The sequence below is a fragment of the Streptomyces bottropensis ATCC 25435 genome (assembly GCF_000383595.1).
GTDB lineage: Bacteria > Actinomycetota > Actinomycetes > Streptomycetales > Streptomycetaceae > Streptomyces > Streptomyces bottropensis.
In genome coordinates, this window is record NZ_KB911581.1 from 4,026,989 (window position 1) to 4,049,893 (window position 22,905).

Annotated in this window: 15 protein-coding genes; 4 read left to right on the top strand and 11 right to left on the bottom strand. The window is 73.8% G+C overall.

The window, feature by feature from the left end; translation table 11 throughout:
* Positions 1–7: 7 nt before the first annotated feature.
* Positions 8–1,129, bottom strand: a complete 1,122-nt coding sequence (locus STRBO_RS0117830; RefSeq protein ID WP_202499417.1) for an SGNH/GDSL hydrolase family protein — start codon at positions 1,127–1,129, stop codon at positions 8–10.
* A gap of 182 nt (positions 1,130–1,311) precedes the next feature.
* Positions 1,312–2,490, bottom strand: coding sequence for a phytanoyl-CoA dioxygenase family protein (locus STRBO_RS0117835; RefSeq protein WP_020114540.1), 1,179 nt, complete (start codon positions 2,488–2,490; stop codon positions 1,312–1,314).
* A gap of 288 nt (positions 2,491–2,778) precedes the next feature.
* Here STRBO_RS0117835 and STRBO_RS0117840 point away from each other — a divergent pair, with 288 nt between their 5' ends.
* Together STRBO_RS0117840 and STRBO_RS0117845 are read left to right on the top strand one after the other, a co-directional pair.
* Positions 2,779–3,453: a DUF6629 family protein gene (locus STRBO_RS0117840; protein WP_020114541.1), complete on the top strand. Its 675-nt coding sequence runs from the start codon at positions 2,779–2,781 to the stop codon at positions 3,451–3,453.
* Positions 3,454–3,757: 304 nt separating this feature from the next.
* A complete protein-coding gene (locus STRBO_RS0117845) occupies positions 3,758–5,251 on the top strand; it encodes a glycoside hydrolase family 3 N-terminal domain-containing protein (RefSeq protein ID WP_005475263.1) in 1,494 nt (497 codons plus the stop codon).
* A 16-nt stretch (positions 5,252–5,267) separates the two neighbouring features.
* Here STRBO_RS0117845 and STRBO_RS0117850 read toward each other — a convergent pair whose 3' ends face one another.
* The 4 genes from STRBO_RS0117850 to STRBO_RS0117870 all read right to left on the bottom strand — a co-directional run bounded on the left by STRBO_RS0117850 (position 5,268) and on the right by STRBO_RS0117870 (position 10,908).
* Entirely contained in the window at positions 5,268–6,302 is a 1,035-nt protein-coding gene (locus STRBO_RS0117850; protein ID WP_005475262.1) for a Clp protease N-terminal domain-containing protein, read from the bottom strand.
* A 179-nt stretch (positions 6,303–6,481) separates the two neighbouring features.
* Positions 6,482–7,174 carry a response regulator gene (locus STRBO_RS0117855; RefSeq protein ID WP_005475261.1) on the bottom strand — a complete coding sequence of 231 codons (693 nt, stop codon included), beginning with the start codon at positions 7,172–7,174 and terminating at the stop codon, positions 6,482–6,484.
* 409 nt (positions 7,175–7,583) lie between these two features.
* Positions 7,584–9,542, bottom strand: a complete 1,959-nt coding sequence (locus STRBO_RS0117865; RefSeq protein ID WP_005475260.1) for a sensor histidine kinase — start codon at positions 9,540–9,542, stop codon at positions 7,584–7,586.
* Between the two features lie 25 nt (positions 9,543–9,567).
* On the bottom strand, positions 9,568–10,908 hold the full coding sequence (locus STRBO_RS0117870) for a glycoside hydrolase 5 family protein (protein WP_020114542.1): 1,341 nt from the start codon (positions 10,906–10,908) through the stop codon (positions 9,568–9,570).
* 47 nt (positions 10,909–10,955) lie between these two features.
* On the opposite strand from STRBO_RS0117870, the gene STRBO_RS0117875 reads away from it, so the two are divergent.
* Both STRBO_RS0117875 and STRBO_RS0117880 read left to right on the top strand, forming a co-directional pair.
* Entirely contained in the window at positions 10,956–11,960 is a 1,005-nt protein-coding gene (locus STRBO_RS0117875) for an N-acetylglucosamine kinase (RefSeq protein ID WP_005475258.1), read from the top strand.
* A gap of 56 nt (positions 11,961–12,016) precedes the next feature.
* Entirely contained in the window at positions 12,017–14,317 is a 2,301-nt protein-coding gene (locus tag STRBO_RS0117880) for a glycoside hydrolase family 3 N-terminal domain-containing protein (RefSeq protein WP_005475257.1), read from the top strand.
* Here STRBO_RS0117880 and STRBO_RS0117885 read toward each other — a convergent pair.
* The 5 genes from STRBO_RS0117885 to STRBO_RS0117905 all read right to left on the bottom strand — a co-directional run bounded on the left by STRBO_RS0117885 (position 14,281) and on the right by STRBO_RS0117905 (position 22,815).
* Positions 14,281–15,180 (bottom strand): carbohydrate ABC transporter permease, encoded by a 900-nt coding sequence (locus tag STRBO_RS0117885; protein ID WP_005475256.1) that lies wholly within the window; start codon positions 15,178–15,180, stop codon positions 14,281–14,283. The two genes, STRBO_RS0117880 and STRBO_RS0117885, sit on opposite strands and share 37 nt — an antisense overlap.
* Positions 15,177–16,193: a carbohydrate ABC transporter permease gene (locus STRBO_RS0117890; RefSeq protein ID WP_005475255.1), complete on the bottom strand. Its 1,017-nt coding sequence runs from the start codon at positions 16,191–16,193 to the stop codon at positions 15,177–15,179. The genes STRBO_RS0117885 and STRBO_RS0117890 overlap by 4 nt, the downstream gene beginning before the upstream one ends.
* Positions 16,194–16,195: 2 nt before the next feature.
* Positions 16,196–17,569 carry an extracellular solute-binding protein gene (locus tag STRBO_RS0117895; RefSeq protein ID WP_028796719.1) on the bottom strand — a complete coding sequence of 458 codons (1,374 nt, stop codon included), beginning with the start codon at positions 17,567–17,569 and terminating at the stop codon, positions 16,196–16,198.
* Between the two features lie 147 nt (positions 17,570–17,716).
* Positions 17,717–18,403: a hypothetical protein gene (locus STRBO_RS0117900; RefSeq protein WP_020114543.1), complete on the bottom strand. Its 687-nt coding sequence runs from the start codon at positions 18,401–18,403 to the stop codon at positions 17,717–17,719.
* A 59-nt stretch (positions 18,404–18,462) separates the two neighbouring features.
* Positions 18,463–22,815, bottom strand: a complete 4,353-nt coding sequence (locus STRBO_RS0117905; RefSeq protein ID WP_020114544.1) for a glycoside hydrolase family 38 N-terminal domain-containing protein — start codon at positions 22,813–22,815, stop codon at positions 18,463–18,465.
* Positions 22,816–22,905: the final 90 nt, after the last annotated feature.

Below are 22,905 nucleotides of genomic sequence, written 5' to 3' on the forward strand. Positions count from 1 at the left end.
GGCCTCGTCACCAGCGCAGCGGCAACCCCGCGAGATGGCCGTCCAGCAGCCCGGAGATGATCCGATGGTCGTGCAGCGAGGGATGCCAGTCGCAGCCCAGGTGATCGAGGCCGGGATCGTCGTAGTACCAGTGGCTGACCCGGCCGTCACCCCGCCGCACCCGCTCCTGGACGATCCGCAGGGTGGCCTCCGTGAACGCGGTGGTGTTCCAGAGGCGGGCGGCGGCCATCACGAGGAACGTCCCGCGCCCGTACCGGGCACGCAGTTTGTCGAGAAAGCCGTGATAGGCGCTCTCGTAGGCGGTGACCAGTTCGGCCGTCGTGCTCCAGCGTTCACCGGGATTGAGGGGCGTGGAGAAGTCGTTGATCCCGAGTCCGATCACGACGACCCGTGGACGCCAGCTGTCCGGCTTCCGCCAGACATCACCCTCGACGTTCAGCAGGGCCCGGTCGTAGTAGGTGCGGAAATCGGTACCGGGCTCACCGCCGTTGTAGTTGCGGACCATTCCCCGGCCGGAGAAGGCGTTGATCTGGAAATCGGCGTCCAGTCTCCGCGCCGTCAGCGCGCCGAACGCGAGATCCGCGTTGCTGTTCCGATTGACCCCGCCGTTCCCGGAACAGTCCTGGGTGGTGGAGACATTGCCGTAACCGGCGGTGTAGGAGTCGCCGATGAATTCGATCTGCCTGTCGCGCGCCCGGGGTCTCGCGAGAATCGCGCCACCGGGAGCCGCGACGAAACCGCCGAAGCGGCCGGCCGCCCACGGGCTCTCCGTCCGCTTCACGACCCGCACCCGGTGTCCGCCGTCGGCCAGGCCGTCGATCCAGGAGACGGTCCGGCCCGGGGTGACGAGGGTGGCCATGGTCGCCCCGTCGACCTGGACGTCGTAGTCGTTGTCGGCGTCGTCGAGGACCACCCCGACTCCGGTCCCGTGGAACCTCCCCTCGAAGGAGACGCCGGGCCAGCTGTACGCCACGGTCCCGTCCGCGGCCCGTGCGACCCGGCCGACCGTGTGGAACCGGGCGTCCGCCCGTGTCCCGGCGGCCCGGGCGGCGGGCGCGACGGTGGCGACGAGGCCGGCGGCGCCGGCCGCGATCAACGTCCGGCGGGATAACGGGCGGGGTGTCTGCATGGTCGTCCCTTCGACACAGGTGGGGTGCGTGGGCGTGCGTGGGGGTGCAGAGGGAGTGGGAGCGCTCCCAGAGTCGCGCGCTATCGAAGGTGGCCGTCACACGCACGGTCGTCAACCCCTCGCGGTCACATCCGCACCGCGCATGCGCATCATGGGCTGCCGCTGCCGCTGCCGCCTCTTTCTCAGTGACCTCGTCGCCGGCGGGCCGCCGCCAGTTCGTGGCGCAGTCGGCCCGGAGCCCAGTCCTCGCTGAGGGCCCGCCAGAGGAGGTCGGCCTGGGAGGCCGGGGCGAGGCCGCCGACGGGCGGGTCGAGGTCCAGGTCGGTGGGGAAGGGGTAGCCCTCGGCGCTGGCGGCGACGACGCGGCGCAGCCAGGCCTCGGTGGCGCCCTCGGCCCTGCGGTGCGCCAGGACCGGGAAGAGGGCCTCGGCCATCGCCTCCCGGTCCACCGTCTCCATGGCGCGGCCGAAGGCGGACGAGATCTGGAGCAGGTTGGCCATGCGCCGGACGTCCGACGAGCGGTTGTGCCCGGCGGCGTGGAACAGCGCGGGGTTGAAGAACGCCGCGTCGCCCTTGTCGAGGGGGAGCTGGATGTGGTGGGTGTCGAAGTACTCGACGAACTCCGGCAGCCGCCAGGCGAGATAGCCCGGTTCGTACTTCTGGGAGTGCGGCAGGTAGAGCGTGGGACCGGACTCGACCGGCATGTCGCAGTGGGCGACCGCGCCCTGGAGGGTGAGGACGGGGGAGAGGCGGTGGACGTGCGCGGGGTAGCCGGCCGCCTGCCGCCGGGTGAGGAACCCCAGGTGGTAGTCGCGGTGCGGGCTCTGGGCGGCGCCGCCCGGGTTGACCACGTTGACCTGCGAGGTCACCTGGTAGGCGGGGCCGAGCCAGGCTTCGGCGACCAGGGCCAGGATGTCGTTGGCGTAGTAGTCGGCGAAGACGTCCGGCGCGCGTACGGCCAACTTGTCCAGGGCGCTCCAGACGCGGTCGTTGGCGCCGGGCTTCGCGAAGTGGTCGCCGCGTGCGGTATCCGCGGCGCGCTCCTCCTCGATCAGCTCCCGGAAGACGGCGGACGCCCGGTCCACGACGGCCGGGTCCGTGAACGCGCCCTTGAACACGACGATTCCGGGGCCCTCCATCAGGGTCCGGGCCAGCTCGGCCTGCACGTCCCGCAGGCCCTGCGGGGTGGCCGTCCGGGCGCGGAGCCGGTCGCTGTCGTAGAGCGGCACACCGTGCTCGACCCGCTCGGCCGAAGGGTGGTCGGCGGGATCGGTGCTCTGCTCGACGAGTGTGCGGAACGTGTCGAGATCACAGTCCGCCTCGGTCAGCCAGACCTGTCGCACCGCGGCGATGGGGCGCATCGAGGTTCCTTTCGCAGCCTTGTGTTTCTGCCAGTCTGGGGAGCCGAAACCCGTCATTCAATCTGCGGAAACCCTTCAAAAAGACCTCAAGGTCCTTGGGCGCCGAAGCGCTGCGGAGTCCGCGGAAGTGGTGACGCGGGTCGGATCGATGTTGCTTCCCCCTTCGCCCGTTCCCTCGTCACCGTGGTTCGGTGACCCTCTTGGCGCCCGTGTCGTCCCGCGAACCTCCGGCGGGAGCGACGTACCGTGGCCGCGCTGATGAGGGACAGTCGACCCGATGGTGGCGCGATGTGCTGGAGTGCGACGGCCGATCTCGTGGCGGGTGCCGGTGTCGCGGCCGTCGGGGTCGCCTGTGTGGCGCTGGTGCGCAGCGCGCGGGACCTGCCGCTCGCCGCGCTGCCGTTGCTGCTGGGGGCGCACCAGATCGTGGAGGCGGTGGTCTGGTCCTCGGGCGGGGGGAGCGGAGCGGCCACCGTCGCCTGGGCCGTCATCGCACTGCCCATGCTGGCCGTCTGGGTGCCCGCCGGTGTGTTGTGCGCGGCCCCGCCGTCCGCCCGCGCCCGGCTCGTCGTCCTCCTCGGCGTCGGCGTCGCGACCGCCGGGCTGCTCGGCCGAGGCCTCGTCACCGGCCCGGTGACGGCCGAGATCCGCGGCCACACCGTCGGCTACACGGTCGCCGTCTCCCACCCGGTGCTCCTCGTCACGGGCTACCTCCTCGCGACCGTCGGCTCCCTGCTCCTCTCCGGAGACCGGCGCCTCACGGTGCTCGGGATCCTGGCCGCCGTCGGCGCCTCGGTCTGCTGGGCCCTGTGGCGGCTGGAGTTCATCTCGACCTGGTGCGCGTTCGCCGCCCTGTGCTCGGTGGTCCTCCTCGGCTGGGTGCGTGCCCGTCGCCGGCGGCCTTCCTCGCCACCGGCCCGGTACCCGGCCGCGGAGTACCGGCACTCTGGGCGGGACGATTGAGCCTGCGCAGGGCGATCGAGCCTGGGCGGGACGATCGAGCCTGGGCAGGGCGATCGAGTCAGGGCAGGGCGATCGAGCCTGGGCAGGGCGATCGAGCTGCGCAGGACTCGCGTCTGCGCACGACGATCGAGTCCGCGCCGCTTCCGCGACAGGCCCCCGCCCCGAACGGCCCCGAACGGCCCGGCCCCGGCCTGCGGTAGACGCCCGCCGATCGTGGCGCACCAGGGGTGGTGAATCAGGGGTGGTGAATCAACCATCCACTCGCCTGTTGACTTTCGGCTGGTCCAGCCAGAGGATTCCGGAGGTGACACACTCCGCCACCGGGCCGCTCGGCCCGGTTCTCCCCGCGGCCCTCGACGAGGCAGCCCACCGCTGCCTCGTCGCGGGCTTCGACGGCACGACGATCGTCCCCGACACCCTGAAACGGCTCATCGACCGCGGACTGGGCGGGGTCATCCTGTTCACCCGCAACATCCGCGACGCCGACCAGGTGCGCGAACTCACCGGCCTGTTGCGGACGTTGCGGCCGGACCTGCTGATCGCCATCGACAACGAGGGTGGCGGCATCGGACACCTGGTGGCCGCGGGCGCCCCCGAGGTGCCGGGCTCGTGGGCACTCGGAGTCGTCGACGACCCGACGCTGACCGCCGCCTGCGCCGACGCCCTGGCCGGTCATCTGCTCTCGCTCGGCATCACCGTCTCCTACGCCCCCGTCGCCGACGTCCAGAGCCGGCCCGAGAACCCGATCGTGCGCACCCGCGCCTTCGGCGGCGACCCGGAGCTGGTCTCCCGGCATCTGCGCGCCTGGATCGAGGCCACCGAGGCCCGCGGCGTGGCGTCCTGCGCCAAGCATTTCCCCGGTCACGGCGGCACGGTCACCGACAGCCACCACGCGTCGGCGGTCGACCCACGGCCGTACGACGGGCTCGACCTCGCACCCTTCCGGGCCGCCGTCGACGCGGGCGTGCCCATGCTGATGAGCGCGCATGTCGTCTTCCCGGCCCTCGACCCCGACCGGCCGGCCACCCTCAGCCCGCGCATCCTCACCGAGCTGCTGCGCGGCGAACTCGGCTTCGACGGCGTCCTCGTCAGCGACGCGCTGGAGATGAGGGCCATCGCCGACCGCTACGGCGAGGCCGCCGGCGCCCGCCTCGCACTCGCCGCCGGAGCGGACCAGGTCATCGTCGCCGTACCTGACCTGGAGGTCACGCTCGCCTGCCGGGACGCCGTGCTCGACGCCTTGTGCACGGGTGACCTCGCCGAGGAGCGCGTCACAGAGGCGGCGGCGCGGGTACGGCGGCTCGCCCTGCGGTACGCGGTGCCGATCCGGCCGGGAGCCGTGGCCGCGTGGGACGCGGACGCCGGGCTCATGGCGGCGCGACGGGCCGTACGACGCGGCGGGCCCTTGCCGCGACCGGTGCCCGGCGCCCATGTCGTGGACTGTTTCCCGTCCCCGCACCCCGCCCTCAACTGGGGCGGCGAGGACCTTCTGACCGAGGTCCGCACCCTCGACCCGACCGCCACGGGGACGGCGGTGGCGGGGGGCCCCGACGACCTCTCGGCCGTCGTGGGGGAGGTGCTGCGGGCCGCCGAGGGGCGTCCGCTGGTCGTCGCCGTGTGCGATGCGGAGCTGCACCCCTGGCAGGGACACCTGAAGGACGCCCTGCTGGCGGCGCGAGCGGACGCGCTGGTGGTCTCGACGGGGTTGCCGGAGGAGGGCGGGGCGGTCGCCGCGCACGGGCGGGGGCGGGTGAATCTGCGAGCGGCGGCCGAGGTGGTGGCGGGGCGGGCGTTCTGACGGCCCTCCCGCCCCGTCAGGTGGTGGAGGGGCCGGAGGTGCTGGTCAGCGCGTCGACCAGCTGCCGGGCGCGGGTCTGCTCCCCCAGGAGTGTCTCGACCAGCGGGCCGGTGCCAGGATCGGCCGAACCGGCCGGGGCGAGGCCGGCCGCGTCGACGTACCGCTCGACGGGACGGGCGTCGGACGTCAGGCGCACGCGGCCACCGGCGGTCAGCGCACCGTAGGCCGAGGCGTAGTCGACGCCCAGGCGGGCCAGTCGCTCGCCGCCCGCGTACCGGGTGTCCTGGTCGGGGGCGTTCTCCCTCGACAGGTGCGGATACCGGAGCGCGACCTCGTGGGTGGCCAGGATCGCGAGCAGCACATGCTCGGTGCCGACCACGCCGTGGCCGAGGCGGCGCGCCTGCTCGTAGGTCTCCAGCCTGACCCAACCGGCGGGTGAGGAGGCCCAGTTGCCCCCACCGAGCCGGAGCAGCCAGCGCAGCCAGAAGGGCATCCGGCGATAATGGGTACGGCCGAGGAGAACGTCGCGGGTGGCGTGCAGCAGTGGGTCGAGGCCGTCCTCCCGGGTCCCGGAGTGACCGTCGAGGCGGGCGCGCACGGCCTGCGGTGAGATGGCGCACGCGTCCAGCAGCTCCACAGCCCGGTTGTCCTCCTCCAGGAGGCCCCTCAGCAGATGTACGGCGCCGAGCTTCGCCGCGTCCTCGCGCCGCGCGTGCCCCATCGCCGCGGTCAGCGCCGCCGCCGCGGCGCCCGTGAAGCGGGCCCTCCGGTCGCCCTCGTCCCCCAGGACGTCCCGAGAGGCGACGCTCGCCTCCGGGGCGTCGTCGGCGCTCCACGCGCCGTCCCTGCGCGACCGGTCCCGCAACACCGCCAGCAGCGCGGTCTTGGTCGCCCCTTCCTCCACGAGCGCTTCCCGCGCCGGGCCCCTGGCCGTGGTGATGCCGGCCAGCAGATGCTCGGTGCCGATGGCTCCGCCGGCACCTGCCTGCGCGCCCCGGGCGGCGCCCAGGATTCCCACGACGTTCCAGTCGGGCGACTTCATCGCTTCCATACGGCTCTTCCTCTTCCCCGTGATCCTGTGGAACAGCCTCTCCGCTCAGGGGGGCAGACCGCGTCGCTCCGGAGAAGGAACCGCCTCTGCACCCTGAGATAGACCCGCGACGTCCCTGGATCAGCTGATGGGCGGCGCGTTGAGCCGGGGGCGGCGCTTCCCGGCCCGCTGGCCGTCCTTCAGCCGAGCGGAGGTCTCGGGCGCACCAGACCGGTGTCGTACGCGAAGATCGTCGCCTGCACCCGGTCCCGCAGGTCCAGCTTCTTCAGCAGGGCGTTGACATGGGTCTTCACGGTGCCCGTCGCGACGCCCAGCCGGCCGGCGATCTCGGCGTTGGCCAGGCCCGTCGCGAGGAGGGAGAGGACCTCGCGCTCCCGGGGCGTGAGGGCGTCGAGGGCCATGGAGGCGACCGGTGGTGCGGGGGCGACCGCCGTGAACGTGTCGATGAGACGGCGGGTGATCGCCGGGGCCAGCATGGCCTCCCCGGTGACCACCACCCTGAGGGCCGTGAGGAGTTCGGCGGGCTGGGCGTCCTTGAGGAGGAAGCCGGAGGCGCCGGCGCGCAGGGCCTCGTACACGTAGGAATCGAGGTCGAACGTGGTCAGGACGAGCACCCGGGGCGCGTGCACCGACGTCGGGCCGGTCAGGAGGCTCGTCGCCGTCAGGCCGTCCATGCCGGGCATGCGGATGTCCATCAGCACCACGTCCGGAACCAGTCGCCCGGCCGACGTGACCGCCTCGGCGCCGTCACCCGCCTCACCGACCACCACGAAGTCCGGCTCCGCGTCGACGATGGCCGCGAATCCCGCGCGAACCACGGCCTGGTCGTCGACGACCAGGACCCTGGCGGGGTGGGTGGCGGGCGATGTCATGAGGCGTCACCTTATCGAGCCCTCGGCGGGGATCGTGTGCGAGTGGTCGTCGGGGGCTGCATGGGGGGTGTGGGCCGGGGGGGCTGTGTGGAGGGTCTCGGCGGCGGCTGGGCGTGAGCCTTCGTCGGGTGGCGTCTGCGGGGCGCCGACGGCGACTGTGAGCCGGGTCTTGGCGGGGGGCCTGTGTGTGGGGTACCGGCCGGGGGTCGCGTGGGGGTGCAGGTACGGGCGGGCGTGGGGCGTTGGCGGGTGGTGTGCGTGTGCCTTCGTCGGGTGGCGTCCGCGGGGCGCCAGCGGGGACCGTGAGCGGGAGCTGGGCGGGGGCCATGCGTGGGCCTTCGGCCGGGGCCGTGCCCGCGGCTTCGGGGAGGGCCGTGCGCGGGGCGCCACCGGGACCGTGCGTGGGACCTCAGCGGGAGCCCTGTGTCGGGCGGTCGGCAGGGGGCGGGGGTGAGCCCTCGGCAGGTGGCGGGGAGTTCGTCAGCGCCGCGGGCGGGGCGTTCGCAGGGGTGTCCTCGCGTAGGTCGCTCAGCAGCTCACGCATGGCCGCCAGCGACGCGCGGGCCGCCGGGGCCACGTCGTCGAGGCGGCCCTCCTCGGCGGCGCCGATCACGTCGGCGGTCCGGTCGAGGACCGCGGCGCGCAGCCCCGCGGCGAGCCGCAGCCGCTCCCGGTGCGCCGCGGCGAGCGCCTCGTGGACGACCGCGCCCAGCTCGTCGTCCGCACGGCGGGCGTTGCGCCCGCGCCGGGTCCGGACGAGAAAGGCCGCCAGCCACGCGCAGCCGAACAGGGGCAGCAACAGCACCGTCAGGGCGAACACGAGGAGCCCCACGTCGAGGGCTCCGGCCGGCTCCCCGGCGATGGTGCCGTCCCGCGCCGCCGTCACCGCCACCGCGCCGGCCAGCACCGGCGCCACCAGCGGCACCGATGCCCAGGTCGCCCACGGATCGCGGCCGTACGCCCCCACCGCGTACACCCCGCCGACCAGGGCGCAGGCCCCCGCGGCCAGGGCGGGCCACGGTGCCGGGTGCGAAGCGGGTACCCACGGCCACAGCCAGCTGGCCGCGAGCAACGCGGCCAGCACCGGCCAGGGTGCCGCCCGCCGCCCGAGCAACGGCAGTACCTGCACGATCAGCAGCGCGCCCAGCCACGACAGAGCGGCCGGCTCCCGGTCCTCGGTGAACAGGAACACCGCCGGCAGGATCCCGGCGGCCGGCAGCACGCCGTGCGAGGCCAGGCGCCAGTCCAGCGCCCGACCCCGCCCGTTCGAGGGGCGGGCCGTCCGCCCCGGACGGACCGGCAGCTCGGCCCGCACCGACCACCCGCCGGACGGGCCCGCTCCGGGCCCGGCGGTCACGGTGCCGCCGACCTCCCCGGCGCGCTCGCGCATACCGGTCATGCCCCGTCCCGAGCCGAGCCCCCGGGCGCCGACGCCGGGCACGCGGGCCGACGGCTCCGGACGCGCCCCGCCGCCGTCGTCGTCGACGGTGAGGGCCAGCCATCCGTCGCCCAGGTCCCGTAGGCCGACCCGTACGACCGCCCCCGGCGCGTAGCGCAGCGTGTTCGTGAGGGCCTCCCTGGCGATACCGAACACGGCCTCCGCCACCTCGGTGCCGACTGCCGTGGCGCCCGCGTCGCTCGTGATCTCCACTCGCTGGCCGAGGCGGACGAAGCCACCGGCGAGTTCCTCGATCCGGGCGTCCAGTGGTACGTCCTCGCTCTCCTCGGCGACACTCAGGGAGGTGACCAGACTCCGCACGGTGGCCAGGGTCTCGCGGCCGGTCCGGGCGGCGAAGTCCAGCGCCTCGGCGGCCAGTTCGGGACGGCTGGTGACAAGGTGCCGGGCGGCCTCGGCGGTGACGACCACGGAGGTGAGGTGGTGGGCGCCCACGTCGTGCAACTCCCGTGCCAGCCTGTGCCGTTCGCGCAGCCCCGCTTGCCGCTCCTCGGCCCGGGCCGCAGCCAGCCGGTCGGCGGCGCGGGCCCGTGCGGCCGACCGGTGGGCGCTGCCCCGGCCGAGTCCGACGACGGCGGAGTGGAACGCGACGGAGACGGCCAGGCCGGCGGCGGTCACGGGTTTCACGCCCTCGACGGCGAAGTCGAACAGGGCCTGGCAGCAGACGAGCGCGCCGACCGCCCGTAGCGTCACCGGCAGGGTGGTGCGGGCGGCCACCGCGTACACGATCACCAAGTCGCCCACGAGGACCAGCAGTTGGACCGTGTCCGAGGCTCCTGTGATCAGGGCGGCGCCGTAGCAGACGGCCACCCCGGCCAGCGCCACCAGCGGGGCCCGCCGTCGCAGGCTCAGCGCGGTGGCCGCTCCGGCCGCCACGGCCGGCGGCAGCGGCCGGTTCCGTAAGGTCTCCATGAGGGCTTGAGCCTACGACGTGCTCTCACCCCCTTGCGTCGATCAGTTCCGTGATCCCCCTCGCCGTGAGGTGCGCCGTGTCCCGCGCGTGCTCCGCCAGGACGATCGCCGGGGCGGCGCCCTCCTGCCGTGCGCGCATCCAGGCGTCGAAGAAGGCGCCCCCGGGGCCTGAGACCGAGCGGGTGGACGGCGTGCAGTCGAGCACCAGCGCCGTCGTGCGCGGAGCCGGTGGGGCGGCGGTGGTACGGAGCTCCGCGACCGTCGCGGACAGGGCGCCCGCGATCGGCTTGGGACGGCCTCTGGAGTCGAACAGGCCGAGCGTGTACTCCAGTTCGGGGAAGTCGGCCAGGGAGCGGTCCACGTCGTGCGAGCACCACCAGGTGACGCCCCACAGACGGGCGCACCCGGCCGCGTTCAGGAGGGTCGCGCGGGCGAAGTCGGGGGCGTCGGCCGCCGGGATGTGCGGCTCGGGGGCGCCGGTCTCCTGGACCCAGACCGGGCGGACCGGGTCGGTGGCGTACGCGGCCGCCAGCTCCGTGCCGTACTCGGCGAGATGGCGCACCTGGGGTGAGCGGGAGCCGTAGCGGCTGGCGCAGTCGGCGGAGAAGACCCAGGGGTGGACGGTGGTCAGGTCGCCCTTGCGGGCCGAGGCCTCGGGGGTGAAGGGGTGGTCGTCGCCGTACCAGGCGGCGTCGTACGCCGAGTGCGTGACCAGGCCGCGGCCCTCCCCGAGCCCGTCGCGCGCGGCGGCCAGCAGGGTGTCCAGGTAGTGGTCGACCTCGGCCACGGACACCGGGTTGTGCTCGACCATGTTGTTCAGTTCGTTGCCGAGCTGCAGGCCGATGAGGTGGGGGTGGCCGGAGAGGGCACGGCCCAGGGTGCGCAGCAGCAGTGTCTGGGCCTCGATCGCCCCGGGGTCGGTGAAGACGTTGCGGTGGTGCCAGCTGCGGGTCCACTCGGGGTAGAAGTCGAAGCTGGAGAGATGGCCTTGAACGCCGTCCACGAGGACGTCCAGACCGCACTCTCCCGCCAGGTCCACCAGCCGGACGAGCTGGTCCACGGCCGTCGCCCGGACAAGGGCGCGGTTGGGCTGGAGCAGGGGCCAGAGGTGGAAGACCCGGACGTGGTCCAGGCCCAGGTCCGCGATCTGTGCCAGATCCTCGCGGGCGAGCCCGGGGTCGAAGTCGTGCCAGGCGTGGAACCAGCCCCGGCGTGGGGTGTAGTTGACGCCGAACCGGCGGCCGGGCGTGGCGGACGTGCGCGTGGGCGTGTCGATGGTGTCCTCCTCGCGAGACGGGTCCACGTCGGATCCCGTCGGATCCCGGCCCTGCCGGACCTTGTCCCGGGAGAATGTATCAACCACCATGGGGAGCAATGAATAGTGATTTCAACCAGGCTTCCGTGACTGCTCCGATGTTCGTGGTGGGCCTCGACGCCGGCGGCACCCGCACCCGTGCCGTCCTCGCCGGCCTGGGTGACGGGCGGGTCCGGGGCGAGGGCACCGCCGGGCCCGGCAACGCGCTCACCGTGCCCGGGCCGGTCCTCGCCGACCATCTCGCCGAGGCCGTCGCGCGGGCCGTGCCCGCCGCGCTGCGGGAGCGCGTGGTGGCGGTGGCCGGCGGTTTCGCGGGGGCCGGCCACCGGGCCCAGGGCGCCCAGGAGCCCGGCCGGACGCGGGCCGGGGCCGCCCTGTCCGCCGCGCTCGGCCGGCTCGGCATCACCACCGCCACGGTCGGCGTCCACAGCGACATCGAGACGACGTTCGCCGCGGCCCCCGGTCACCCCGCCGACGGGCTGGTCCTGGTGGCCGGCACCGGCGCGGTCGCGGCCCGGATCGCCGGACGGGTGCCGACCGCGACCTCCGGCGGCGACGGCTGGCTCCTCGGGGACGACGGCGGGGGCTTCTGGATCGGCCGCGAGGCCGTACGGGCCGCCCTGCGCGCGGCCGACGGCCGCGGCGCGGCCACCGCCCTCGTCCTCTCCGTCGGCCGGGACCTCGGACTGCCCGCGGAGGTCCTGCCCCCGGGGAGCTACGGAACCGCCGACGACACCGTCCCATGGAGCGCGGAGCTGCGCACGGCCTACCGCGCCCGGCTGCTGCCCGCCGTCATGGACCGCTCACCCGTCCGTCTGGCCGACCACGCGCCCGGGGTGGTGCGGACCGCCGACGACGGGGACGCCGTGGCGGCGCGCATCCTCCGGGAGGCCGCCCACCACCTGGCCGAGACCGTCGCCGCCCTGACCCCCCACCCGGGCGAACCCCTGGTCGCCACCGGCGGTCTCCTCGCTCCGCACGGCCCCCTGCTCCCTCCACTGACCGAACGCCTGACTCCGCACGGGCTCGTCGTCACCCCGGTCTCGGACGGTTCCCCGGGCGCGGTCGCCCTGGCCCGCCTCGCCCACGCCTCCGGCGCCTGAACCGCCACCGAAAGGCCCCGGCCCCGCCGCTTCCTCGACGCCGACAAGGACGCCCCATGCCCCCGCAGGACCCGTCGGTCGCCCCGGCCGTCACCCCCGCGCGGCCCCGCTACCTCGACCCCGCCGCCTCGCTCGACATCCGCGTCGCCGACCTTCTCTCCCGTATGACCCGGCGGGAGAAGGTCGGTCAGCTCAATCAGCGGATGTACGGCTGGGACGCCTACCGGCGCACCCCGGGCGGGGGCTTCGAGCTCACCGACGCCCTGCACGCGGAGACCGAGCGGTTCGCCGGGCTCGGCGCGCTCTACGGGCTGATGCGCGCCGACGCCTGGTCCGGGGTCGGTCACGGGCACGGGCCCGGGGCCGACGACAGCGCCGACCTCGCCGACCTGGTCCAGCGACACGTGCTGGAACGCAGCCGCCTGCGCATCCCCGCCCTGTTCGTCGAGGAGGTCCCGCACGGTCACATGGCCCTCGACGGCACGGTCCTCCCCGTCAATCTGGCCGTCGGCGCCACCTGGGACCCCGGCCTGTACGAGCGGGCCGCCGCCCACGCCGCCGCCGAACTCCGTGGCCGGGGCGGCCACCTGGCCCTCGTCTCCGCGCTGGACATCGCCCGGGACCCGCGCTGGGGCCGTACCGAGGAGTGCTTCGGCGAGGACCCCCACCTCGCGGCGCGTCTCACCGCGGCGCTGGTGCGGGGCATGCAGGGCACCCCGGACGCGGAGGGGCCCTTCGCCGCCGACCGTGCTCCCGTCGTCCTCAAGCACTTCGCCGGCCAGGGCGCCACCGTCGGCGGCCGCAACTCCGCCGAGTCCGACGTCGGCCCGCGTGAACTGCACGACATCCACCTCCCCGCCGCCCGCGCCGGAATCCGCGCCGGCGCGGCCGCCGTGATGGCCGCCTACAACGAGGTCGACGGTCTGCCCTGCTCGGGCAACCGCGCCCTCCTCACCGGGCTGCTCCGCGACCGCTGGGGCTTCGGGGGCCTGGTCATGGCGGACGGACTGGCCGTGGACCGCCTCGCCCGCATCACCGGCGACAAGGTCTCCGCGGGCGCTCTCGCCCTCGACGCAGGGATCGACCTCAGCCTCTGGGACGAGGGCTTCACCCACCTGGCGGAGGCCGTGGAACGGGGCCTGGTGGGCGAGGCCGCCCTGGACGCCGCCGTCGCCCGCGTCCTGCGCCTGAAGTTCCGCCTCGGCCTGTTCGAGAACCCCTGGACCCGCCGCGCCCCGATCCCCGCGCACTCCGGGCGCGCCCTCAGCACCGACCTGGCCCGGGCCTGCGTCACCCTCCTCCACAACCACGCGCACACCCTGCCCGTCAGTCCCTCGGTACGCCGTATCGCCGTGCTCGGCCCGCACGCCGCGACCACCGCCCACCAACTCGGCGACTACACCGCCCCGCAGCGCCCCGGCACCGGCGTGAGCGTCCTCGGCGCCCTGCGCCGCCTCGCCCCGCCCGGCATGCTCGTGCGCCACGCGCGGGGCGCGGCCCTCACCGGCGCCGACCGCGCCGGCATCCCGGCCGCGACCACCGAGGCCGCCGCGGCCGACCTGGCCGTACTCGTGCTGGGCGGCAGCAGCGCCCGCACACCGGACACGGAGTTCGACGCCAACGGGGCCGCGCGGGCCGTCGTGTCCGAGATGACCTGCGGAGAGGGCGTCGACCTCGCCGGACTACGGCTCGGGGAGGCCCAGTACGCGCTGCTGGACGCGGTCGTCGCGACGGGCACGCCGACCGCGGTGGTCCTGATCCAGGGGCGCCCGCACGTGGTGCCCGAGACGGCGGGCGCGCTGCTCACCGCCTGGTACCCGGGCCCGTGGGGCGGCGAGGCGATCGCCGAGGTACTGCTCGGAATCGCCGAACCCGCCGGTCGTCTGCCGGTCTCCCTGCCCCGCTCGGCGGCCCGGCTCCCGGTCCACTACAACCACAAGGACACCGAGTACGGCGGCTACGCGGACGGTAGCGCCGAGCCGCTCCACTCCTTCGGGCACGGCCTGTCGTACACGAGCTTCGCGTACGGCACACCACGCCTCGCGGGGGCCGGCGTCGAGGTCGACGTCACCAACACGGGGGGTCGGCACGGGCGTACGGTCGTCCAGGTCTATCTCCGGCGGCTGATCACCCCCGTATGGCCGCGCACCCTCGAACTGTGCGCGTTCGAGGGTGTCGGCCTGGCCCCGGGCGAGCGCCGTACGGTGTCGCTGCCCTTCGAGGCGCCCGCGCGGACCGGTGCCGTCGAGGTCCGCGTCGCCGAGTCGGCGCGGGCGGCGCTCACCATCGAACCGCTGGTCCTGGACCTGGGAGGGCGGCCTCAGAGTTTGACGGCTCCCGAGGACACCCCCTTGTAGAACCACCGTTGCGTGATCACGAACAGCACCAGCACCGGGACCACGGAGATCACCGAGCCCGCCATGACCATCCGCTGGTCGTAGCCGAAGGACGAGGACTGCAGCCGGGCGAGGCCCAGGGTCAGCGTGAAGTGGTCCTCGGTGCGCAGCACGATCAGCGGCCACAGGAAGTCGTCCCAGGCGCTGATGAAGGTGTTGATGGTGACGACGAGGATCGCGCCCCACGCGGACGGCAGATACAGATACCGGAAGCGCTTCCACTCGCCCGCCCCGTCCAGCATCGCCGCGTCCTCGATCTCGCGCGGCACGGCGAGGAACGCGGCCCGCATGATCAGGACGTTGATGGCGGCGACGAAGCCGGGCAGCCAGACGCCCGCCAGGTTGTCGACGAGGCCGAGGTCGCGGACGCTGAGGAACAGCGAGACCATGATCGACTCGAAGGGGAACATCATGGACGCCATCAGCAGCACCCACACCAGCTTGCGGCCCTTCCAGCTGGGCTTGGAGAGCATGTAACCGGCGAGCGTGGAGAAGACGAGCTGGCTGGTGACGGACAGTGCGACGATCACCATGCTGTTGCGGATGTACGTCCACACCGGGACCTGGTCGAACACCTCGCGGTAGGCGCGCAGGGTCGGGTCGCGTGGGAAGAGGGAGGCGTCGGCGCCGAACACGTCCTCGCCGACGCCCTTCAGCGACGACAGCAGCTGCCACAGCAGCGGACCGACGGTGATGCCGAGGACGAACAGCAACAGCAGGTAGCGGACGATCAGTTCGCGCGGCCGGCCGTAGTCCCGCCACCGCGGCATCAGGCGCCGTCGTCGCCCCGCAGCGGGTTCCACGGACGTCACGGCCGTCGTCATGACTCCTCCTCCTTCGTCAGGCGCTGTGCGAGCAGGGTCAGGCCGAGGGTGAGGACGAAGAGGGCGACGCTGACCGCCGAGCCGTAGCCGGCGTTGCCGGTGAGCGGGTCGAGGGCGACGTCCCGGATGTAGAAGGGGAGGGTGCGGTCGGCGCCGCCGGGACCGCCGGTCGCGCCGCCGAGCATGTAGATCTCGGTGAACACCCGCAGCGAGCCGATGCCGGTGAGGGTGCCGACCAGCATCATCGAGGTGCGCACGCCGGGCATGGTGACGTGCCAGAAGCGGCGGATCGCGCCCGCGCCGTCCACGGCGGCGGCCTCGTGCAGTTCCTTCGGGACGTTCCCCAGGGCGGCCAGGTAGAAGATCATGTACCAGCCGAGGCCCTTCCACAGCGTGAGCCCCATCGCGCACAGCAGGATCAGCCAGGAGTCGGACAGGAACGGGATCGCCGACCGGATGATGTGGGCCTTCTGCAGCCAGGTGTTGACCAGGCCCTGGTCGCTGAGCAGCCACTGCCAGCTCAGTCCGACGACCACGCTGGAGGCGAGGACCGGGGTGTAGAAGGCGGAGCGGAAGAAGCCGATGCCGGGCAGGTTCTTCTCCACCAGTACGGCCAGCATCAGCGGGAGCAGCACCATGAGCGGGACGACGATCAGCGCGTACAGCACGCTGTTGCGGGTGGCGAGCCAGAAGTCGGAGTCGCCCAGCATCCGCGTGTAGTTGTCCAGGCCCACGAACGAGGCGGCGCCGCCGAGCGGTCTGGCGTTCGTGAACGACAGCAGGAGCGTGTTCAGGAACGGGTACAGACCGAAGACGGTGATGCCGATGATCGCCGGTGACATCCACAGCCACGGCAGCCACCAGCGGCGGTACAGCGCGGCGCCGCCCGCGTCGGCGGTGGGGCCCAGCCTGAGGGCCCGCGACAGGCGGCGTCGGCCGCTCGGTTCTCCGGGCCGGGGGTCGTGGGAGGCCACGACCCCCGGTTCCCCGGTGGGGGGAGAGAGGGTGGTCATGCTCAGCTGCCCTGCTCGATCAGCTCGTCGGCCTTGTGCTGGGCCTCGTCGAGGGCGTCCTGGGCGCTCTTCTTGCCCTGCATGGCCAGCTGTATCTGGGCCGTGATGGCGTTCAGCTCACCGGGGGTGAGGGCGATCTCGTCGGCGGTGGAGGTCTTGCGGTCACTCGCGACGATCTTGCGGGCCTCGGCGAACGGGTCGTCGCCCTCGACCGACTGGAAGAACGGGTCGTCCAGGGAGGCGGTGGTGGAGGGGAAGATGACGACGTTGGGGTCCTTGGCCCACTCCAGCTGGTTCCGCGCATCGGTCAAGAACCGCGCGAAGGACAGCGCGGTCGCCGCGTTCTTGCCGGTGGACGCGACGCCGATGTACTGCGGGGCGCCGACGGTGTGGCCCAGGTCGTCCAGCATGAAGCGGGCGACACCGGTCTTCTTGTAGACGCTGGGGTTGTTCTGCTGGATGAAGCGCAGGAAGTTGGGGTTCGTCGGGCCGTAGACCAGCTTGCCCTGGCCGTAGACGTTGGCCGGGTCCTGGGTGGAGGACAGGGAGTCCCGGGGCATGCCGCCGGCCTTGTAGAGCCTGGTCATGGCCTCGACCCACCGCACGGTCCTCGGGTCGTCGGCGAAGGTGAACTTCTTGCCGTCGGGGGACAGGATCTTGATGCCCATCTGCTGCCAGTCGGCCGGGATGCGCAGCTGCGGGTTGGCGAGGAACGCGTAGTACTTGCCGTCCGAGACCTCGGCGATCTTCTGGGCGTCCTCGAACAGACCGAGCACGGTCGTCGGAGGTTCGGCCGGATCGAGGCCCGCCTTCCTCATCAGCTCGGTGTTGAAGGTCTGCACGATGCCGCCGGAGTACCAGGGCAGGACGCTGTGCACCTTCGTCCCCGTGGAGTCGGCGTACCTGCTCGACTTCCACAGGTTGGGCACGAACGGCTCGCCGGCGTCCGGGGCCTTCTTGTCCAGGTCGAGCAGGTAGCCGTTCCTGGTGAGCGCGATCGCCGTGTTCACGTTGATGTTCACCACGTCCGGCAGCGTGCAGCCCTGCGCGTCCGCGACCAGGCGCTGGGTGAACGTGGCGTCGCCCGGGTCGTCGACCCACTTCACGGTGGTGTCCGGGTGGGCCTTCTCGAAGGCCTTGATGACGCCGTTGAAGTAGTCGCCGAAGTCCTTCTTCAGGTTCGTCGTCTGGAAGGTGATCGTGCCCTTGACGTCCCCGGTGAGCTTGCCGGAGCCGACGTTGCCCTTGTCCACCTTGCAGCCGCCGGCGGTGGCGTCCCCGCTGTCGGAGCCGCCGCCCGACAGGCCGCAGCCGGCGGCGGTGAGGGTGAGGGCGACGACGCCCACCACGCATCCGGTCAGTCTTCTCGCGCGCATGTTGCCTCCTGCGATCAGTCGGCTGCTGGTTTGAATCACCAACTTGGACTCCGATTGATGAAAAGGTGGACCAGAATTCATCGGAGGTCAATGGGGGACCGTGTTGCTTTTCGGTTCCGGGACGAGTGCGGCCCGGTACCGGCCCGCTCAGTGCCGGTGCTCGTGGTCGGGGTGGGCCGGGTCGCCCGGATGCTCGTGCCCCGGCGCGTACTCCACCCCGGCCCGCGCCCGGTCCAGCCAGTCGAAGAACGCCTGCCGGCCCCTCGCCCGCCGCAGCTCCCCCGCGACGCCGTCGCGGACCTCGTCGTACGGCAGGAAGTCCTCGGGCCCCGCCCCGCCGTACGGGTCGATGCCGCGCCGCAGCGCGTCCGCGGTGAGGAAACGGTCCGGATTGCGGTCGTAGTAGCCCCGCACGGCCTGTTCCGGCACCCTCTGCTCGGCCTCCAGCGCCGCCAGCAGGGTGCGCGCGGCGGGGGAGTGGGCGAGCGCCACCGCGATGATGCTGCCCAGGTCGGCGACCTCGGTCCCGGACACGGTGAGCGCCGGCGCCGCGTGGGGCGGCGCGAGCCCCCGCGCGGCGCAGGCCCGCCGGGCCAACTCGTCCGCCACGACCACCTGCGTCGCCCACCGCCGCCGCTGCCGCTCCGCCCGCGCCCGCCCCTCCGGTCCGCCCTCCCGGTCCCGCGCGGGGACGGCCTCCAGGACGGCGTCGACCCGGTCCCGGGAGACGGCCTCACCACCGACGAGCGCGGCGGGTCCGCCCGGGGGCGGGTGTCCCGCTCCCGTGGGCCCGTCCGGGGGCGCGGGGACGTGGTGCGCCCGGTGCGCGCTCACGGCCCCACCTCCAGTGCGACGGCCTCCGCGCTCACGGCCCCGTGCGACGGCCTCCGCGCTCACGGCCCCACCTCCAGTGGGACCGCCTCCGTATACGCCACGCACCCGTGCCAGCCGGCCTTCACCATCAGCCAGTACGACCCCGGGGGCACCGCCGAGCCGTCCACCTCGACGAAGCGCTCCGCGTGCTCCCCGGGCGCCAGGGCGAAACCCTGCAGGCCCGGTCCGACGCCCGCCCAGGTGCCCCAGGACGAGACCGCCCACAGGGCGCCGCTCACCGGGCCCCGGGTCGTGTTGCGCACGCCCACCCGGACCCGCACCCGCTCGCCCCGGCGCACCTCGACCCGGTCCACGCCCAGTTCCATCACGACCCCCGGCCCGGTCCGCCCGTCGGGTTCGCCCGGTGCCGCCTCGCCTGGCACGTCGAGCGCGACCACGTCCTCGAAGGTCTGCCCGCCGTACGTCAGCCGCGCGGCGAGCGCGTAGCGGCCGGGCACCGGGTCCGGCGGGGGCGTCACGGTGACCTCGCCGAGCGAGAAACCGCCGGGGCCGAGCGCGTACGGCAGGTGGGCGGGCTCCACGCTCCAGCCGGGCGGCCCCGCCAGGGCCACCGCCCCCGACACGGGTGCGTCGGTCAGCTCGGAGGAGACACGGACCGTCGCGGTCACCGGCCCGTCGGCGCTCATCGCGTGCGGCGAGAGGTGGACGGCCACGGGCATGTTCCCCCGGGGCGCCGGACCGGAGTTGTGCAGCCAGTACCGGGTGTGCACGGGCTGGGCGGGCTCCCGCGCGCCGACACCGGGCCCACCGGACCTCGTGGCCTGCGTGGCGCTGCCGGGCCGTGTCTCCTGGGCCGCGGCGACCGGCGTGGCCAGCAGCGTGGCCACCTCGAACCCCGCCAGGTCCAGCTCCAACGCCCCGTCGGCGCCGGGGTCCAGAGCCTCGCCGGGCCGTTCCAGGACGTCCGCCCGGCCGCCCCCGGCCCACGCCCTCGGCCCCGTCACCCGCGCCCGCACCGGCCGCCCGTCCACCTCGTGCGCCCGTACGACGACCCCCCGCGCCGGGTCCGCCGGCGCCGTACCGCCCCGGGCCAGCGGCGACCCGGCCGGCTTCAACGCGTCCAGCAGTACCCGGCCTTCGGGTTCCAGGGCCAGCAGGGCCACCGTCCTCGGCAGGCCGGCCGGCGCTCCGGCGGGCTCCCGCAGCCGGGCCGTGAGCGGGTGGTCGGGCTCCCGCAGCCGCCCGGTGAACGGATGGTTGAAGGCGTGCCCCGCGCGCGGCCAGCCCAGGTCGCGCCAGTCGCCCTCGCCCGCGACGACCGCGTACGCGAAGGTGTGCGACCAGCGCTGGAGCTGGAAGCCGGAGCCGTCGGGGGCGGTGCGGCGCGGCGGATCGACCCAGATGCCGGAGGGCCAGCCCGTGCAGGAGCGCATCAACGACATGTACAGGTCGCCCGAGGTGGTGACGACACACCCCGGCGTGCCCCGGTTGAGGACCGCGAAGCCCCGCCCGTCCCAGGCGTCACCCGGCGGCAGCGCCTCGCCGCCGCCGGCCGCCGTGGCCCGTACGGGCGCGGCGTCCAGGTCGGCGACGAGCGCGTCCACGGCCTTGGCGTCGTCCTCGGGGCGGGCCCCCGCCACCACCAGCAGCGGCAGCCGCTCCAGGTCGCGCAGATCGGCGCCCGGCACCCACTCCTCGCGCAGGGAGGCGCGGGGCGCCACCCACACCGACGCCAGGCCGTCCGCGGCCAGCTGCCGGCGCAGTTCGCGGGCGGCGGCCGGATCCCAGCCGAGGGCCTCGGCGACCAGGGGGTTGCGCTCGGGTCCGCCGACCGCGATGCGGAGGTCCGGCAGGTTGGAGTCGACCTCCAGATCGCCGTAGCGGGGGCCGCCCGCGATCGTCGAGGTGGCCGTGACACCCGTGCGCACCAGGGCCGCCGCGAGCGGGCCGCCCAGTTCACCGGCGCTGTCCCAGTCGCCGAAGATCAGCTCGGCGACGCCGATGGACCGGTGGCCCAGCAGGGCGCCGGTGTCGTCGTGGACGGCGACCCGGGCCGTGGACCCCAGCCCGAACCAGGTGTTCGCGGGGTTGTCCAGGGTCCACGGGAACCGCTCGCTGTCCACGTCCACGAAGCCGAAGCCACGCCCGATCACCGCGTCCGCGACCTCGTGCACCGGCAGCCCGCCGCGCACGTCGGAGGGCCAGCGCACCCGGATCAGCCGGTCGGCGCCGTCATAGCCGTCGACGGTCGTCGTCACGTCCAGCCGGTCGACGCCCGCCCAGAGCGTGAGCCGCTGGGTGTAGCGGAACAGGCCCAGGTCGGCGCGGACGGTGATGCGGGAGCCGGCCGCCGAGTGCTCGACATCGATGTCAGCCGGCACGTCCCGGCTGCGGGCGGCGGTGGTGCCGGTCGGCGTGAGGTGCCAGGGACCCTCGCCGAAGCGCGGGTGTCTCGGGTACTCCTCCTGCACGACCAGCTCGTTGCCGATGTCCCCGGCGCGCAGCAGCTCCCGGCCGCGCTCGCCGTCGGCCCCCGCCTCGGCGAGCGCCCGCAGACCGCTGACGCCGCCGCCTCGCGCGGGGTCGACGGTCACCTCGTAGAACTCGTTGCGGATCGTCAAGCCCTCGCCGGCCGTCCAGCCGGCCACCGAACCCTCCGCCAATGTCAGCGCCTTGAGGCCCATGCCGGGCACTTCCGGCACGACGACCGTGAGTTCGCCGTCCTCGGTCACGGCCGGCAGCGGCAGTCCGGTGTGGTCCAGCGGGACGCGGCCGGGGTCGGCGACGGTCAGCACGTCCCGGCGCCGCCAGGTCGCGGGGTTGAAGGCGACCAGGTCGGCGCCGTCGCCGGGAAGGGGCACGACGCGGTCGGCGAGGGCCCGGGTCGCGTCGGCGTGCACCTCCGCGGCCAGGTCGTACAGTTCCCGCCAGCCGGTGAGCAGGTCGATGTACACCTGGTCGGACTCGGAGCCGGTGATGGCGTCGTGGTGGGCGCCGTAGACCAGCTGCCGCCACGCCTTGTCGAGGGCCGCGTCCGGGTAGGGGTGCCCGGTGGCGAGGGAGGCGAGGGTCGCCCAGGCCTCGGCGTCGGCCAGCAGCGCCTCGCCGTACCGCTGGGCCTGCTTGGTGTCGATGTAGGAGACGTCCTTGCCGGTGTACACCGGGTTCATGTCCCGGGTCTGCGGGGACGCCGTGCGCCCCTCCCGCTCCAGCTCGGCCCGTACGGCGGCGAAGAAGTCCCGGGGGACACCGCTGACGAACCGGGGCCAGACATATCGCTCGTTCCAGTCCCGGTGGATGCCCATCACCCAGCGGCACGGCGGGGCGTAGTCGCCGCCGACCGGCAGCAGGACGTTCCGGGTGAGCGCGACCTTCCTCAGGCCCCGGAAGAGCTTGAGCGCGGCGGCCTCGGCCTCGGGGAGCGTGGGCGCGTTGTCGATGGCCCAGCCGGCGCCGTAGTGGTTGACCATGTACGCGGTCAGCAGGCCGCGCCCGCTCGGGGCGATCCAGCTGAACTCGGCCGGGAACTGCATCCGCTCCGGATCGCGCGGCTCCTCGCCGAACACCGACAGGGTCGGCCCCCACTGGTGGTACGGACCGCGCGCCCAGGAACTCGACGTGAGCCCCGCGTCCGCCATCAGCCCCGGGAACTGCGGGTCGTGCCCGAACGCGTCCAGCTGCCAGGCGGTCTCCGGCGCGGCCCCCATGATCCCGCGCTGGAAGCCGTCGCCGTACAGGGCGTTGCGTACGGTCGCCTCGGCGCCGGTGAGGTTGGTGTTGGGCTCGTTGTAGGTGCCGCCCATGATCTCGACGCGGCCGGTGCGGATCAGCTGCCGCAGGAAGGCCCGCTCCTCGGGGAAGGAGTCCCAGTAGGGCTTGAGGTAGTCCACCTCGGCGAGCACGAAGGTGTACGCGGGGTCGCGCCGGGCCAGGTCGCAGTGGGCCCGCACCAGGCTCATGCCGCTCTGCCCGCGCGAGTCGAAGGTCCGGGCGGGCAGGCCCGTGACGGCCGGGTCGTCGGCGACGTCCCAGGTCTCGGTGTAGGCGGCCTGGGTGTTCCACCAGACGGGGTCGTAGTGGAAGTGGCTGACCATGAACATGGTCCAGCCGGGCTCGGCGGCCGTGAACCCGGCCGTCCGCCGGGCGACGTCGTCCCCGTCGGCGGCGGTGACGGTGATCTCGCGACGGTCGCCGGCCGCGAGGCCGTCGGCGGCCACGGGTATCTCGGCGCGTACGGTCCCGTCCTCGCCGACCACGACGACGCTCTCCCCGGCGGCGCGGACGTCGGGACCCTCCACGCTCAGCCGGACCGGCCGGCCCGGGGTGTGCCCGACCTCCACGGCGACCACCTGGAGCGGCTGGTCCTCCGTCCCGACGTAGAGCTCGGTCGACTCGGCAGAGATGACGCGCATGAGGCTCCTACGAGTGCTCGGCGGAGCCTCATCCTGGCAGCGCAGGGTGGTTCAATCAACCATGCGTCGGAATATTGGTTGATTCATCCA